Below are 14,414 nucleotides of genomic sequence, written 5' to 3' on the forward strand. Positions count from 1 at the left end.
ATGTGCAGAACGAGAGTCCGAAAGAGGATGTCCCCCGGCGGGTCAGCCCTTGACGACGATGCTGACGATCTTCGGCGCACGGACGACGACCTTGACGATCTCGCGATCGCCGATCGAGCGGATGACGCGCTCGTCCGCACGGGCGAGCGCTTCGAGGTCCGCCTCTCCGATGCGGGCGGGCACCTCGAGCTGAGCACGCACCTTGCCACCCACCTGCACGACCGCCGTCACCGTGTCCTCGACGAGGAGCGCGGGGTCGGCGGAGCGCCAGGTGACGAGACCGACCGAGGGCTCATGTCCGAGGATCTCCCACATCTCCTCCGCCGTGTGCGGGGCGATGAGGTCGAGCATCACGGCGAGGGTCTCTGCCGCTTCGCGGACCGCCGGATCGGCCGCGCCTGCCGCACCGTCGATGGTCTTGCGGGTGATGTTCGCGAGCTCCATCAGACGCGCGACGAGCACGTTGAACTTGGTCTGCTCGACCAGGGACGGAGCTTCGGAGAGCAGCTTGTGCGTGGCGCGTCGCAGGGCGGCGTCGCCGCCGGCGAAGACCACATCGACCGGGCTCGAGACTTCGTTGGCGATGCGCAGCGCGCGTGCCAGGAACTTCTGTGCACCCGTGGTCGAGACGTCGGCCCAGTCCTTGTCGTCCTCCACGGGGCCTGCGAACGCGAGACCCACACGCAGCGCATCGGCGCCGTACGCGTCGAGCTCCTCCTCGAACAGCACCAGGTTTCCCTTGCTCTTCGACATCTTCGCGCCGTCGAGCAGGACCATGCCCTGGTTGATGAGGTTCGAGAACGGCTCCGTGAAGTCGATCAGGCCCATGTCGAACAGCACCTTGGTGATGAAGCGCGCGTAGAGCAGGTGCAGGATGGCGTGCTCGACACCGCCGATGTAGGAGTCGACCGGCGACCAGCGTGCCGCCTGCTTCGGGTCGAACGCCACGGTCTCGCTGTGGGGAGAGAGGAAGCGCAGGAAGTACCACGAGCTGTCCACGAACGTGTCCATGGTGTCGGGATCACGCAGCACGGGATCCCCGCTCTCGGCGTCGACCGTGCGCACCCAGCTCTCCGCCGCACCCAGCGGCGACGATCCCTTCGGCTTCAGGTCGAGACCCTCTACGCTGGGCAGCTTCACCGGGAGCTGGTCCTCGGGGACCGGGATGATCCGGCCGTCCTCGGCGTGCAGCATCGGGATGGGCGTGCCCCAGAAACGCTGACGCGAGATCAGCCAGTCGCGCAGACGGTAGTTCTTCGCTGCACGACCCGTGCCGGTGGACTCGAGCTGCTCGATCGCGCGGGCGATCGCGTTGCGCTTCGAGAGGCCGTTGAGCGCGCCGGAGTTGATCATCCGACCCTCGCCCGTGAGGGCGATGCCGGTGGATGCCGGGTTCTGCTCGTCGAGCGCCGCGCCGGTGTCGATCGGCACGCCCTCGTCATCGACCTCGATGACCGGCATCGCACCGGTGATGGGGGCCGTGGTGTCCACGACGACCTTGACGGGCAGATCGAAGGCGCGGGCGAAGTCGAGGTCGCGCTGATCGTGAGCAGGCACGGCCATCACCGCGCCGTGGCCGTAGTCGGCCAGCACGTAGTCGGCCGCCCAGACCGGCAGCTTCTCGCCGTTGACCGGGTTGATGGCGTAGCGCTCCAGGAACACGCCGGTCTTGGGGCGATCGGTCGCCTGCCGGTCGACGTCGGTGGTCTTCTGCACGTCGGCGAGGTACTTCTGGAAGCGCGCGCGCACCTCGTCGGGCGCATCGGCCGCGATCTCGCTCGCCAGATCGGAGTCGGGGGCGACCACGAAGAACGTCGCTCCGTGCAGCGTGTCGGGGCGCGTGGAGAACACGGTGACGGGCTCGTCGCGTCCCTCGATGCGGAAGTCGACGTCAGCGCCGATGGAGCGCCCGATCCAGTTGCGCTGCATCTGCAGCACCTTGTGCGGCCAGAACCCCTCGAGCTGGTTCAGGTCGTCGAGCAGTCGGTCGGCGTAATCGGTGATCTTGAAGTACCACTGCGTCAGCTTCTTCTTCACGACCTCCGCACCGCAGCGATCGCAGCGCCCGTCGACGACCTGCTCGTTCGCCAGCACGGTCTGGTCGTTCGGGCACCAGTTCACGGCGCTCTTCTTGCGGTAGGCGAGGCCGCGCTCGTGCAGCTTCAGGAACAGCCACTGGTTCCAGCGGTAGTACTCGGGATCCGAGGTGTGCAGCACGCGGGACCAGTCGAACGAGACACCGTAGTTCCGGAACGCCTGCTTCTGCTGGGCGATGTTCTGGTACGTCCATTCGCGCGGGTCCGCCCCCTGACGGATCGCCGCGTTCTCGGCAGGCAGACCGAAGGAGTCCCACCCGATGGGGTTGAGGACGTTGTGCCCGCGGTGACGCCAGAACCGGGCCACGATGTCGGAGTACAGGTAGTTCTCGGCGTGCCCCATGTGCAGGTCGCCGGACGGGTACGGGAACATCGCCAGCACGTAGCGGCGTGGCCGCGTGTCGTCGTCGCCGCCGGTGAGGAACGTCTCGTTCTCCGCCCAGTACTTCTGCCACTTGGCCTGGATAGCGTGCGCCGAGGAGGTCTCCTCGTCGACGGGAGAGGTGGACAGGTTCTCAGACAACGAACGCACGACCAATCTGATGGGAAAAGGGGATCAGCTCAGGATATCGGAAGCCCAGGCCGCGGGCGTTTCCGCACCGAGAGCAGCAAGGGGTGCGCGGGCTTTGGTCGCCACCTCCCCGACCTCCCGGGCGGCGACGGATCCCCAGGTGATCCCGCCGCCGGCTCCGACCACGGCGCGATCGCCGTCGACGACGATGCTGCGGATGACCATCGCCAGGTCGAGCCCGCCGTCGTCGCCGATGTATCCGAAGCATCCCGCATAGACACCGCGCGGGCCGGCCTCGAGGTCGTGCAGACGCGTCATCGCCGACAGTTTCGGCGCCCCCGTCATGCTGCCGGCCGGGAAGGCCGCCGCGAAGAGGTCCCCGACAGTCACCCCCTCGGCAGCCGTGCCGCTGACCGTGCTGACCAGCTGGTGCACGGCCGGGTAGGTCTCGACCTCCCACAGCGCATCGACACGGATCGACCCGGGAACGCACACTCGCGAGAGGTCGTTGCGCATCAGGTCGACGATCATCACGTTCTCCGCGCGCTCCTTCGCGTCGACGGCGAGTTCTGCGGCGAGCGCGGCATCGGACTCCGCATCCTGGCCACGCGGCCTGGTGCCTTTGATCGGCCGGGTGCGGATCACCCCGCCCTCGGCGTGCAGGAACTGCTCCGGGCTCGCGCTGAGGAGCGCCCGCCCCCCGATCCGCACGAAACCGCCGTGGTGCGCGGGGGTCGCCGAGCGGAGTCGACGGTACGCGGATGCCGCGTCGTGTGCGCCCTCGACGGTGAAGCGCGTCGTGAGGCAGAGCTGGTAGGCGATGCCCTGTCGGATGAGATCGCGGCAGCGTTCGATCAGCACCGCGTACTCTTCGGGCGTGTGCCGCGCGTCGGCGATCCTCGGGGCATCCGAGGGCGGTGCGACCTCCGTGACGGGCGACCTGCTGTCCGCCATCCGGGCGACCTCGTCCGCCCACTCGGCGAGATCGTTCCGAGGCGCGGAGACCCAGGTGCGACCGGTCCTGTGGTCGAAGGCGACGAGACGAGTCACCTGCAGCCACGCCCCGTCGGCACGGCCGACCTCACCGGACACCGGCGCACCGGCGGCGCTCGCGCCGGTCTCGTAGTCCTGCCAGCCGACCCAGCCTCCGCGCAGCGGCGGGTGATCGGGCTCGGCGACGGGTGCGCCGGCGAGGGGAACACCGGCGGGGAACCCACAGCGCTCGCCCGTTCCGATGAAGCTCCATCCCTCGACGGCGTCGGCGCCCGCGTCGAGCCAGAACAGGTCTGCCCCTCGCGCCTCGAGCGCGAGGAAGAGCGCGAGGGGCTCGACCTCGGCGGAGAGGATGCGGGCGCTCAGACGTTCGGGCACGTTCTCAGCCTAGGCCGCGGCGACTCCCGTACTCTCGAGGAGTGGACGAGCTCGTACCGTGGTTGATCGACTTCATGAGGTCGATCGATCCGATCGCCCGCACACTGATCGCCGGTGTCGCCGTGCTCCTCGAGACGAGCGTGCTGATCGGTCTGATCTTCCCCGGCGACACGGTGGTCCTCGTCGCCTCCATCGGCATCACCACCGTCCCCCAGGGCATCGCCATGGTCCTTGCGGTCGTGGTCGGCGCGCTGATCGGCGAGAGCATCGGCTTCTGGCTCGGTCGATGGATCGGTCCGCACATCCGCGCCTCCTGGGTGGGGCGACGGGTCGGCGAGGAGAACTGGGTACGCGCCGAGCGGTATCTGGCACGACGGGGCGGCATCGCGATCTTCCTGTCGCGCTTCCTCCCCGTGCTGCATTCGCTGGTCCCCCTCACCGTCGGGATGAGCCACTACTCCTACCGCCGCTTCCTCGCATGGACGGCCCCCGCCTGCCTGCTGTGGGCGACCGCCTACGTCAGCATCACCTCTCTCGCAGCGGGGAGCTTCGATGAACTCGCGGACCGTGTGCACTACGCGGGGTACATCTTCGTGGGCATCATCGCCCTGTTCCTCCTCGCGGTGTTCATCGGCAAGAAGGTGCTCTCCCGTCTCGAGGCCCGTCACCTCGACATCTCCGATGCGGAGGGCGCGGACGAGGCGACCGACGTGAAAGACTGAAGCAATGGCTTCGTCACCCCAGACGCCCCGGATCCACTGGTTCGCGCGTCTCGAACACCGCCTCCACGTATGGCGGGAAGGACGAGCGCGCCGCCGCGGTCGCACGGCGACCATCCTCGCGTTCCCCGGCTACGGCGGACCCGGTTGGGTGCGTGTCGTCGGTCGGGTTCTCATCGTTCCGCCCGCACGCAGCACCAAGGACGGCGAGCTGGCGAGTGTGCGCGGGTGGCGCAGCTTCGTCGGCATCCCGGTGAGCTTCGCGAAGGTCACCGTGCGGATCGGGGATTCCGATCATGACGTCGTCGCGGATCGGGGCGGTGTGATCGACTCGGTCGTGCACGCGGATCTCGAACCGGGATGGCAGAACTTCACCTTCTCGGTGGAGGGCGGGGATGCCGTCGAGGCGACCGCGTTCATCGTGTCGGCGTCCACGCACTTCGGTGTCGTGTCGGACGTCGATGACACGGTCATGGTGACGGCCCTCCCCCGCCCCTTCATCGCCGCCTGGAACTCCTTCGTCGTCGACGAACACGCACGTCTCCCGGTCCCCGGCATGGCCGTGCTCCTCGACCAGGTGCTGCGCGAGCACCCCGGCGCTCCGATGGTCTACCTCTCCACGGGCGCCTGGAACGTGGCTCCGACATTGCGGCGCTTCCTCGGTCGCCACCTGTTCCCCGCCGGATCCATGCTCCTCACCGACTGGGGGCCCACGCACGACCGGTGGTTCCGCAGCGGTCGCGAGCACAAGCTGACCAACCTCCGTCGACTCGCCACGGAGTTCCCCCATGTGAAGTGGTTGCTCATCGGAGACGACGGTCAGCACGACGAGGCGATCTACTCCGAGTTCATGGAGGAGCACCCCACCTCCGTCGCCGGCGTCGCGATCCGTCGACTGCTGCCGGCCGAGGCCGTGCTCGCCGGTGGTCGGGCAGGTCGCGAGCCGCACTCCGAGGACGTCGCTCCCTGGGTCAGCGCCGAAGACGGTGCAGGACTCCGCGACCTGCTCGGCGAAGCCGGCATCCTCCGCTGACATGAGCGCCTCCCTCCCCCGCCACGTCTGGCTGGAGCGCGAGCACGAGCACCAGGCCCGGGCGGACGCACTCACCGCAGCACACCGCGAGCGCGCGTCGCGGCGCGAGAAGCATCCGGTCTGGGACTTCCTCTTCACCTACTACAGCTACAAGCCGGCACAGCTGCGCCGCTGGCATCCGGGCGCCGGCGTCGAGCTCGAGGATGCTCCGGAACGCCGGTCCTGGCGCTGGTACACCGAAGGATCCACCCCCGAGGGTGTGACGCCCGACGCGGCGCTCTTCGCCCATGAGAAGTCGGACCTGGCGGGCCTCATCGAGCGGATGCTGCGCCGCACCGCCTCACGCCCCGGGCAGTTCGGCTGCTTCGGACTGCACGAGTGGGCGATGGTGTACCGCGCAGACGAGCACCGGCACGCCGTCGCTCTGCGTCTCGGCCAGGCCGGAACCGATCGTGTCGTCGAGGCGCACGACCTCCGCTGCACGCACTTCGACGCTTTCCGGTTCTTCACCCCCGAGGCCGTGCCCCGCAATCGCTCGCCTCTGACGCGTGACGACCAGTCGCTGTTCGAGCAGCCCGGATGCCTGCACGCCGGCATGGATCTGTACAAGTGGGCGCTGAAGCTGGGCCCCCTCGTGCCGGGTGAGCTCCTGCTCGACGCCTTCGAGCTGGCGAGGGACATCAGGCTCCTCGACATGCAGGCCGCGCCCTACGACCTGTCGGCATGGGACGTCGTCCCGGTGCCGATCGAGACCGCCGAGGGCAAGGCCGAGTACGTCCGCCAGCAGCGCGGCTTCGCCGAGCGGGGAACGCGGTTGCGTGTCGACCTTCTCGACGCCTGGCTCGGCACGCCCGTCGCCGCGCACGTCTGAGCGGTCTCAGCCCGCGGGCTCGCAGTCAGGACACAGCGCCCACTCGGCGCTCGCCGCGGTCGACTGGAGCCGCAGGGTCATGACCCTCGTGGCCGCCTCCGCCAGGCGCGCTTCCGGCAGCGTTCCCGCGTCGACGGCCGCGCTGAGCCCTGCGGTGATCTGCCCCGCGGTGTCGGCGGTGGATCCGGCGATCATCAAGACCAGGTCCGTCCCGGCGGAGACCGCGGTGACGGCGTTCGCCACCGGATCGGCGTACTCGGCGATCCCCGACGATTGCAGCATGCCCAGATCATCGGTGACGATGACACCCTCGAAGCCGAGCTCCTCGCGTGCGATCTCGTGCCACCGCGCCGACAGCGAGGCGGGGGCCGGATCGACCGCCGTGTACGCGAGGTGCCCGAACATCAGCACGGATGCGCCGGCATCCACCCCCGCGACGAAGGGGACCGCGTCGCTCGCCCGCCACTCCTCGAGAGTCTTCGCCGTCTCGGGGATGGCGTGGTGTGAGTCGCCCGGCGCGGCACCGTGTCCGGGAAAATGCTTCAGCGTCGACGCGATGAGCGACTCCTGCGCCGTGGTCGCTGCCGCGACGCGATCAGCCGCTGACTGCGGGTCCGTGCCCAGCGCGCGTCCGAAGATGAACGACCCGGGGTCGGCGGTGACATCGGCGACCGTGCCGAAATCGACGGAGATCCCGGCGTCGGCGACGAGTGCGGCGCGCGCGGAGAACGCCGCCGACGTCTCGGCGACGGGAGACGTCTTGAGCGTCGTCGAGGCCGGGTAGGTGTCACCGGGCAGACGCGAGACGATCCCGCCCTCCTGGTCGACGGCGACGAGAGGCGGCAGCTCGGGGTCGACGGTGAGCGCATCCGTGATGGTCGTGAGCGCTGTGCCGTCGTCGGGGATGTTCGCACCCATCAGGATGAAACCGCCGAGCCCCTGCGACATGTACTGCCGCAGAGCGGCCGTGTCCGTGGTCGGGATGTGTCCCATCACGATGCTCGCCGCCTGCTCGTCGGTCGACATCTGCTCGACGAGAGCGGCGGCTCGGTGCTGCGGCCCGTCGGACACCCCGGTCGTCGGCCCTTCGGCCGTCAGCCCTTCGGCCGTCAGCCCTTCGGCCGTCGACCCCTCGTTGTTCGGAGGAGTGCGCGTCGAGACGCCCTCGCCGACGACAGCCCCGTGGGCCGACGCCGACAGGCACAGTCCCATGATCACGGCCGTGGCGACGGCCACGGCCCGCCGTCGCGGCACCGTGCTCAGGCGTGGAGCGCGTCGGCGATCGGCAGGGCCGCGTCGGCCTGGCCGTTGCCGAAGCGGATCGTGCGGCCGATGGTAGACGGGTTGCCGACGACCTCGGCGATCACCGCCGCGACGTCTGCCCGGGACACCTCGCCGTGCCCCTCGGGATCGAGAACGATACGACCGGTCGGCGCATCGAAGGTGAGCGTGCCCGGTCCGAGGATCGTGCCCTCGAGGGCGGTGCCGCGCAGATGCTCGTCCGCCGCCCACTTCGCGTCGGCGTAGGCGAAGAACCCGTCGTCCTCCGGTACTCCGTGGTCGGCCTTCGAGCCGATCCACGACACCATGACGTAGCGCGCGACATCGGCCTCGCCTGCGGCGTCCATGGTGCGGATCGCCGCATCGCGGTCGACGGCGTACGTGCGCTCTGCGGATCCTCCGCCGGCGCCCGCTGACCAGACGACGGCGTCGTGCCCGCGGATGATGTCGGAGAGCGCCGTGGTGTCGAGGGTCTCGACATCGGCGACGAGCGCGCGAGCGCCGGTCTGCTCGACCTCCTCGACGTGATCGGGGTTGCGGATCACGGATGTGACCTCATCGCCGCGGGCGACGAGAAGAGGGGCGAGCAGGAGTGCGATGCGGCCGTGGCCGCCGAAAACGATGATTCGCGACATGCTTTCACCCTACGCGCCTCTGCCGAGACCGGCTCGGGGGTGCGCTCAGCGAGGACCCTGCGAACTGTCGATGACGAAGGCCTGCGGGTGCCCCGGGAGGTAGCGGACCACGACCGGCTCGCCAGAGGGCAGGTAGGCATCGCGATCCGGGTACACGGCCGGCGTGAAGAAGTTGCTCTCGATCGTGTACTCCACGCCGCTCGGGGTCGTGAACGTCACCCAGTCGCCGTCGACGGTGCCGGTCGTCGGCTGACCGTGCTCGTGGATGTAGGCGCGCGTGATCGGCACCCCCGTGAGGCTGAGGATGCCGATCACGAGGTTCGCCAGCATGACGACGGCGAGCACCCGGAACACGAGGCGCCGCACAGCGCCCACCGCCTTCCCGCGCGTGGCGACGTCGCCGTGGAGCAGCCCTTCGCGCTCGCGGACCCGCCGCAGCGACGCGCCGGGAGCCGCACCGCCCGCGGACATGGCGAAGAGTCCGAGGATCGAGAAGCCTGCGATGAACACCATCGCGTACCCGTGCGACGCGGGGAAGTTGATCAGCCAGATGAGGGTGTCGAGGATGTTCATCGTCCGGCCTCCTTCTCGATCGTCACGGCCACGGTCTTCGGATCCTCGCGGCGGTAGAAGGCCCAGATCGGCGAGCCGACCTGGAACCGCGAGATCGCCTCGGGGTACGCGAACACCGTCGTGTCGGCCTCCCACGTCGAGGCGCCCTCCGGTGCCATGAGGACCGTGAGCTCGAGTTCGCTCTGTCCCTCGAGGCGGCGTCCGGTCGGGCGCACCGCCAGCACGGACGCAGGCACCTGCGTTCCCGTCGTCCGCGCTCTCACCAGGCGAGGGTCGATGAGACCGCGATCGATCCGCCACTGCAGCAGTGCGTCCCGAACAGCCGCATCGGTGACGTCGGCGAGTTCGACGGTGTCCTGGTCGGTGAGGCTGTACTTCACGGGGATCGGCTGTCCGATCTGGAGAGAGGCGAGATCACCGGGGTCGACCAGCATCCGCAGCTGTCCGACGAAATCCTCCCCCGCCGTCGGGGTGACCCGGACGAACAGGTCGTACTGCGGGATGTCGTTGACGGTCAGGCCGGTTCGGGTGATCTCGACGATCCGGCCCACGCCTATCTGCGACTCTCCTCGGACCCTCCGGCGGCGACCGAGACCCGACATCGTCCCGCCGAAGGTGAGGATCAGTCCCCAGGCGACCCCGATGATGATCGGCCCGCCCAGGGTGTCCTCGCCGGAGAACGGCAGGATCGAGTCCCGCTGATCTATGCCGAAGAGCCCTTCGCCGGTCCAGATGACGAGCCATGCCGACAGCAGCAGCCAGATGACCAGGACGACGATGCGGATCATGCCATCAGCGTAGCGATCATGCATCGACTCACACGGTGCGGACGGGCGGGATCCCGCCGACTCACACGGTGCGGACGGGCGCCGCAGCCAGCGCGCGCTGCACGCCCGTCGCCGCCGAGCGCCCCGCGCGATTCGCCCCGATGGTGCTCGCCGAGGGGCCGTAGCCGACGAGTTGGATCCGAGGATCCCGCACCGCGGTGGTGCCACGGCCATGTCGATCGAGCTGGATGCCGCCGGCGGCGCTGCGCAGATGCAGGGGCGCGAGATGCGAGATCGCCGGTCGGAATCCCGTCGCCCACAGAATCGCGTCCACCGGCTCGAAGGATCCGTCCGCCCACCGCACCCCATCAGGCTCGACGCTCTGGAACATCGGCCGACGCGCGGCATAGGCACCGAGGCGCTCCGCCTCGCGCTCCTGCGGGCGCAGCATCAGCCCCGTCACACTGACCACGCTGCGGGGTGGGAGCCCCTGCGCGACACGCTGCTCGACGAGGGCGACGGCCGCTGCCCCCGCCTCCGGGGTGAAGTCATCGCTGCGCCACACCGGTTCCGACCGGGTGACCCACAGCGTGTCGGTGAGCGGAGCGAGGGCTCCGAGGAACTGCACCGCGGACGCGCCGCCGCCGACCACCAGCACCCGTTTGCCGATGAAGTGCTGCGGGCCCGGATAGTCGACCGTGTGCAGCTGATCCCCGAGGAACGTCTCCATGCCGGAATAGTGCGGGATGAACGGATGCGTCCAGGTGCCCGTCGCGTTCACCAGGGTGCGTGTGCGCCACTCGAGCTCCCCCGCGCGCACCAGGAGGATGCCGCCGTCGTCCTCGACACGATCCACCCGCACCGGGCGCACGACCGGAAGACGATGCGCGCGCTCATACGCGGCGAAGTATGCCGGAACCGCCATGTTCGCGCGCTGGCTATCACGCGGCGGGGGTGTGTCGCCCGGGAGCTCGGCCACGCCGTGCACGTCCCGCATCGTCAGCGCATCCCACCGGTGCCGCCAGGCTCCCCCCGGCTCATCGTCGGAGTCGAGCACCACATGCGAGACCCCCAGACGGGTCAGATGGAACGATGACGAGAGGCCGGCTTGACCTGCGCCGATCACGAGACTGTCCAGGATGCTCACGACGATGACAACGCGCGCGGGACCCGGAGTGTTCCGCGCGACGACGCGCCCGGGAGCCGCCGCCCGATTGGTGCTGCGCGCGATCCGTGTAGTACTCTGTTCAAGTTGCTTCGAGCAGTTCGGAAGCAGTTCTGGGCCTGTGGCGCAGCTGGTAGCGCACCTGCATGGCATGCAGGGGGTCGGGGGTTCGAGTCCCCCCAGGTCCACATCGAAACCCGCGAGAGATCGCGGGTTTTTTGTGTTCTTCCACGGTTTCGCAGCGGCACCGCAGCTCCCGACATGCCTCGTCTCCTGACCTAAGGTGAGGAGATGAACTCGGGTGAGGCGCGGACGATCGACACTCGTTCCCGCCGCCTGCGCCTTCTGGTGGATGTTCTCTTGGTTGTCGTTGCGGGGCTCGTCGTGTTTACGCAGGCCGGCGGGACGTGGTGGGGCGGTCTGGCTGGCGACGCGCTGTACGCCGCGCTGATCTACCTCATCGTCGCGATCGCTTTTCCACGAACGAAGATCGCGGTCATCGCCGTCGTCGCGTTCGCCATCTGCGCGGCCATCGAACTGTTCCAGCTGACCGGAGTGCCAACGACCTGGGCGGATACCTTCTGGCCCATTCGGCTGGTTCTCGGAGTCGGGTTCGACCCGCTCGACCTGGTCGCGTACGCAGTGGGCGCGGCCGCTGCGGCCGGCTACGACACGGTGCTCTGGCGCGCTGGCTACGGAGCTAGTTCCCGCCCCACAGAGACGGCTCCGTGAGATGCACAGAGCCCCTGGCCATCAGGTCTCCCTGCCCTGATGCGTCCCCTGATACCGCTAGTCCTGAACGGCCCCGCGTCGGCGGGAACGAGACTCCGAGTGGCGAGCATCAACGAGGAACCACGCGCCCGGGCCCAAGAAGGGAACCACAAGGATTGCGAAAGACCACAGGAGGACCTGGAGCGCTGAGAGACCCCTAGTCCGAATGAGCGACACGAACGCGAAGATGGCCAGGGCAAAACCGGCCACCAGGGCGGCCATGACGATCCCGTCAGTGAATGTCGGAATAAGCGGGTTCATGATTCTCCGTAGGCTCGGGCTGCTCGGGCATGACTCACGCTGGAGCGGGCCCGCTCGGGGTCAGATCTAGGTGTTATCGCCAGCCATCGCTGAGAACGCTACCGGAACCGTTCCCCAAGTCCTGTCCCCAGCGCTAGGGACTTGCTATCTGCGGTCGTCCTGGATAGAAAGGCGAGGCCGTCCTTGATCTCCTTGGCGGCTCTTCGACCACTGGAGGCTACGGGTGCTGGGACTGTTTCGACGCGCTGAGACGATGATCGACAGCACGGTGCCCCGCACCGAGCCCGGGCTCTGGTCGCGCGGTCTCGGCCTCGCTGCGACGAGGAGCCTGCAGACGCTCGCCGTGCTCGCGCTCGTCGCCGTGGGTGTGCTGGTCATCACGCAGCTGTCCCTCGTCTTCATCCCGGTGACCATCGCCCTGATCCTGGCGTGTGCGATCCATCCGCTCGTCGCCTTCATGCGCCGGCGCGGCGTCCCCTCGATCCTCGCGACCTGGATCGCGCTGATCGGCATCATCGTGGTGCTGGGCGGCGTCGTCTGGGTGATCGTTCTCACCGTGCGCTCCCAGTGGGACGACCTGGTCGATTCCGCCAGCGACGGCATCGCCCAGGTGACGTCATGGCTGAACACCCTCCCCTTCGATTTCGCGTCGATCGACCTCGACGATGTCTGGGCCGGTGCCGGTGATTTCCTCACCAGTGCCTCGTTCGGACGCGGGGCGCTCGCCGGCGTCTCCGCGACCGCGAGCTTCTTCACCGGGCTCGCCCTGATGATCGTCGTGCTGTTCTTCTTCCTCAAAGACGGCCCGCGCATCTGGGAGTTCCTGCTGCGCCCGTTCACCGGTGCCAGCTACGAGCGTGCCCGTCGCATCGGCGACAAGACCGTCGACGTGTTCGGCGGCTACATCCGCGGGACCTCGATCGTCGCCGCGGCGGACGCCCTCGGCATCGGAATCGGGCTCGCGATCCTGCAGATCCCGCTGGCGCTCCCGCTCGCCGTGATCGTGTTCCTCACAGCGTTCATCCCGCTCGTGGGTGCGACGGCCGCCGGCATCCTCGCGGCCCTGGTCGCCCTCGTCACGCACGGTCCGCTGGCCGCGCTCATCGTCATCGGCATCGTCGTGCTGGTCAACCAGCTCGAGGGCAACTTCCTGCAGCCGGTCGTGATGGCGCGGTCGCTCAAGCTGCACGCCCTCGTCATCCTGCTCGCCCTGACCACCGGCACGATCCTCGGAGGGATCGTCGGCGCCGTCCTGTCGGTGCCGATCGCCGCGGTCGCGTGGGGCATCATCACGGTGTGGGACGGCGAGAACACGCCCGCCAAGCCGTTCCGCAAGAAGCGGCCCGAACAGGTCTGACCCCGCGTCGCGTCGGGCCCCCACCGGCTGTGACGCGGACTGCTCGGAGACCCGTCTGACTCATGCCAGACTTGACGGGTGACCGAGTCCAGGAAGCCCGCCGTCGTCCGCGGCTTCGCTGCGTCGTCGCTGGCGATCTTCATCGCTCTCGCCGGTCACCTCACCGGCGGCGGAGCGATGCCCGGAGCTCTGGGAATCGTCGTGCCCTGGCTGCTCTCCGTGATGATCTGCGTCCTGCTCGCGGGACGCCGCCTCTCGCTGACTCGCATGAGCCTGTCGGTCGCCCTGAGCCAGTTCCTCTTCCACGTGCTGTTCGTGCTCGGCACCGTCGCGCCGTCGGGTGTCTCAGCGCCCCACGTGCACGGCGGGCCGATCGTGATCCCCACAGGTCCCGGCATCTCTGAGGCCGTCGTCGCCGATGGCAGCATGTGGATCGGCCACGGCATCGCCGCCCTGGTGACCGTTCTCGCCCTGCACCGGGGCGAACGCCTGATCCTCGCCCTGCACGCGCTGTCCGGGCAGGCCGTGCGATGGATGCGGCGTCGGCTCGACGCCGCGCTCGTCCGCCCCGCGCTTCCCGCTCTCGTCCGGACTCGCGGAGAGTTCCTTCTCCAGCGCGCATCCGCCCCCGTCCACCTCACGACCCTTCGAGGCCGCGCCCCTCCGGCGGTCCCTGCGATCTGATCCGCGCGCGCGGCCCCAAGGGCCCCGACGCGCGTCCTCGCCGTGCGCCCCTGCGCTCACGGCGCTGCACGCAGGAACGACGTCGATGATCGACGTCCGTCGAAAGGTCTCCCTCTCCCATGTCCCCTCTCCGCAGATCTGCGGTGGGGCTGGCGCTGGCCGCCGTCGCGGTGCTCGCGTCGGCCGTCCCCGCGTCCGCCCACGACCAACTCGTCTCGAGCACCCCCGGCGACGGGGAACAGCTCGCGTCCGCACCCTCGACCGTCTCCATGACCTTCTCGGGCGAACTGCTCGTGCTGGATTCCGAACTGACCGGCGC

14 protein-coding genes, 1 tRNA gene and 1 pseudogene are annotated in these 14,414 nt (G+C 69.0%); 8 read left to right on the forward strand and 8 right to left on the reverse strand.

Features of this window, described 5'->3' with window-relative positions:
• Nucleotides 1–42 precede the first annotated feature (42 nt).
• A complete protein-coding gene (gene leuS / locus ABTZ43_RS05480; protein WP_253386654.1) occupies nucleotides 43–2,619 on the reverse strand; it encodes a leucine--tRNA ligase in 2,577 nt (858 codons plus the stop codon).
• A gap of 33 nt (nucleotides 2,620–2,652) precedes the next feature.
• Nucleotides 2,653–3,978: an anthranilate synthase component I family protein gene (locus ABTZ43_RS05485; protein WP_350538101.1), complete on the reverse strand. Its 1,326-nt coding sequence runs from the start codon at nucleotides 3,976–3,978 to the stop codon at nucleotides 2,653–2,655.
• 41 nt (nucleotides 3,979–4,019) lie between these two features.
• On the opposite strand from ABTZ43_RS05485, the gene ABTZ43_RS05490 reads away from it, so the two are divergent.
• From ABTZ43_RS05490 to ABTZ43_RS05500, 3 genes are read left to right on the forward strand one after another with little or no spacing between them, the layout of a single operon-like run.
• Nucleotides 4,020–4,700 (forward strand): DedA family protein, encoded by a 681-nt coding sequence (locus ABTZ43_RS05490; RefSeq protein ID WP_056418310.1) that lies wholly within the window; start codon nucleotides 4,020–4,022, stop codon nucleotides 4,698–4,700.
• Nucleotides 4,701–4,704: 4 nt separating this feature from the next.
• Nucleotides 4,705–5,730 (forward strand): App1 family protein phosphatidate phosphatase, encoded by a 1,026-nt coding sequence (locus ABTZ43_RS05495; RefSeq protein ID WP_350538102.1) that lies wholly within the window; start codon nucleotides 4,705–4,707, stop codon nucleotides 5,728–5,730.
• Between the two features lies 1 nt (nucleotide 5,731).
• Nucleotides 5,732–6,601, forward strand: coding sequence for a 3-methyladenine DNA glycosylase (locus ABTZ43_RS05500; protein WP_350538103.1), 870 nt, complete (start codon nucleotides 5,732–5,734; stop codon nucleotides 6,599–6,601).
• A 6-nt stretch (nucleotides 6,602–6,607) separates the two neighbouring features.
• Here ABTZ43_RS05500 and ABTZ43_RS05505 read toward each other — a convergent pair whose 3' ends face one another.
• The 5 genes from ABTZ43_RS05505 to ABTZ43_RS05525 all read right to left on the reverse strand — a co-directional run bounded on the left by ABTZ43_RS05505 (nucleotide 6,608) and on the right by ABTZ43_RS05525 (nucleotide 11,004).
• Nucleotides 6,608–7,837: a glycoside hydrolase family 3 N-terminal domain-containing protein gene (locus ABTZ43_RS05505; RefSeq protein WP_350538104.1), complete on the reverse strand. Its 1,230-nt coding sequence runs from the start codon at nucleotides 7,835–7,837 to the stop codon at nucleotides 6,608–6,610.
• Between the two features lie 23 nt (nucleotides 7,838–7,860).
• Nucleotides 7,861–8,517: an SDR family oxidoreductase gene (locus ABTZ43_RS05510; protein ID WP_056418315.1), complete on the reverse strand. Its 657-nt coding sequence runs from the start codon at nucleotides 8,515–8,517 to the stop codon at nucleotides 7,861–7,863.
• Nucleotides 8,518–8,562: 45 nt separating this feature from the next.
• Entirely contained in the window at nucleotides 8,563–9,090 is a 528-nt protein-coding gene (locus tag ABTZ43_RS05515) for a hypothetical protein (protein ID WP_056418319.1), read from the reverse strand.
• Nucleotides 9,087–9,878: a hypothetical protein gene (locus ABTZ43_RS05520; protein ID WP_350538105.1), complete on the reverse strand. Its 792-nt coding sequence runs from the start codon at nucleotides 9,876–9,878 to the stop codon at nucleotides 9,087–9,089. Before ABTZ43_RS05520 ends, ABTZ43_RS05515 begins: the two co-directional genes overlap by 4 nt.
• Before the next feature lie 61 nt (nucleotides 9,879–9,939).
• Nucleotides 9,940–11,004: an NAD(P)-binding domain-containing protein gene (locus ABTZ43_RS05525; RefSeq protein WP_350538106.1), complete on the reverse strand. Its 1,065-nt coding sequence runs from the start codon at nucleotides 11,002–11,004 to the stop codon at nucleotides 9,940–9,942.
• A 133-nt stretch (nucleotides 11,005–11,137) separates the two neighbouring features.
• Between ABTZ43_RS05525 and ABTZ43_RS05530 the strand changes: the two genes are divergently transcribed.
• Nucleotides 11,138–11,210, forward strand: a tRNA-Ala gene (locus ABTZ43_RS05530).
• Nucleotides 11,211–11,313: 103 nt separating this feature from the next.
• Nucleotides 11,314–11,754, forward strand: a complete 441-nt coding sequence (locus ABTZ43_RS05535) for a ribosomal maturation YjgA family protein (protein WP_350538107.1) — start codon at nucleotides 11,314–11,316, stop codon at nucleotides 11,752–11,754.
• 57 nt (nucleotides 11,755–11,811) lie between these two features.
• On the opposite strand, the gene ABTZ43_RS05540 is transcribed toward ABTZ43_RS05535, so the two are convergent.
• On the reverse strand, nucleotides 11,812–12,054 hold the full coding sequence (locus ABTZ43_RS05540; RefSeq protein WP_350538108.1) for a PLDc N-terminal domain-containing protein: 243 nt from the start codon (nucleotides 12,052–12,054) through the stop codon (nucleotides 11,812–11,814).
• Between the two features lie 253 nt (nucleotides 12,055–12,307).
• On the opposite strand from ABTZ43_RS05540, the gene ABTZ43_RS05545 reads away from it, so the two are divergent.
• From ABTZ43_RS05545 to ABTZ43_RS05555, 3 genes and pseudogenes are all read left to right on the forward strand, one after another.
• A complete protein-coding gene (locus tag ABTZ43_RS05545) occupies nucleotides 12,308–13,411 on the forward strand; it encodes an AI-2E family transporter (protein WP_253386279.1) in 1,104 nt (367 codons plus the stop codon).
• 78 nt (nucleotides 13,412–13,489) lie between these two features.
• Nucleotides 13,490–14,095: a hypothetical protein gene (locus tag ABTZ43_RS05550; protein ID WP_350538109.1), complete on the forward strand. Its 606-nt coding sequence runs from the start codon at nucleotides 13,490–13,492 to the stop codon at nucleotides 14,093–14,095.
• A 119-nt stretch (nucleotides 14,096–14,214) separates the two neighbouring features.
• A pseudogene (locus tag ABTZ43_RS05555) lies at nucleotides 14,215–14,414 on the forward strand (copper resistance protein CopC); the annotation flags it as partial.

It is taken from the genome of Microbacterium sp. NPDC097977 (assembly GCF_040302605.1).
Taxonomy (GTDB): Bacteria; Actinomycetota; Actinomycetes; order Actinomycetales; family Microbacteriaceae; genus Microbacterium.

What these genes read in the sequence shown, in the direction of transcription:
- ABTZ43_RS05545 (WP_253386279.1), top strand. Translation starts at nt 12,308, where the DNA reads ATGATCGACAGCACGGTGCCCCGCACCGAGCCCGGGCTCTGGTCGCGC.
- ABTZ43_RS05540 (WP_350538108.1), bottom strand. Translation starts at nt 12,054, where the DNA reads ATGAACCCGCTTATTCCGACATTCACTGACGGGATCGTCATGGCCGCC.
- ABTZ43_RS05510 (WP_056418315.1), bottom strand. Translation starts at nt 8,517, where the DNA reads ATGTCGCGAATCATCGTTTTCGGCGGCCACGGCCGCATCGCACTCCTG.
- ABTZ43_RS05535 (WP_350538107.1), top strand. Translation starts at nt 11,314, where the DNA reads ATGAACTCGGGTGAGGCGCGGACGATCGACACTCGTTCCCGCCGCCTG.
- ABTZ43_RS05515 (WP_056418319.1), bottom strand. Translation starts at nt 9,090, where the DNA reads ATGAACATCCTCGACACCCTCATCTGGCTGATCAACTTCCCCGCGTCG.
- ABTZ43_RS05520 (WP_350538105.1), bottom strand. Translation starts at nt 9,878, where the DNA reads ATGATCCGCATCGTCGTCCTGGTCATCTGGCTGCTGCTGTCGGCATGG.
- ABTZ43_RS05500 (WP_350538103.1), top strand. Translation starts at nt 5,732, where the DNA reads ATGAGCGCCTCCCTCCCCCGCCACGTCTGGCTGGAGCGCGAGCACGAG.
- ABTZ43_RS05495 (WP_350538102.1), top strand. Translation starts at nt 4,705, where the DNA reads ATGGCTTCGTCACCCCAGACGCCCCGGATCCACTGGTTCGCGCGTCTC.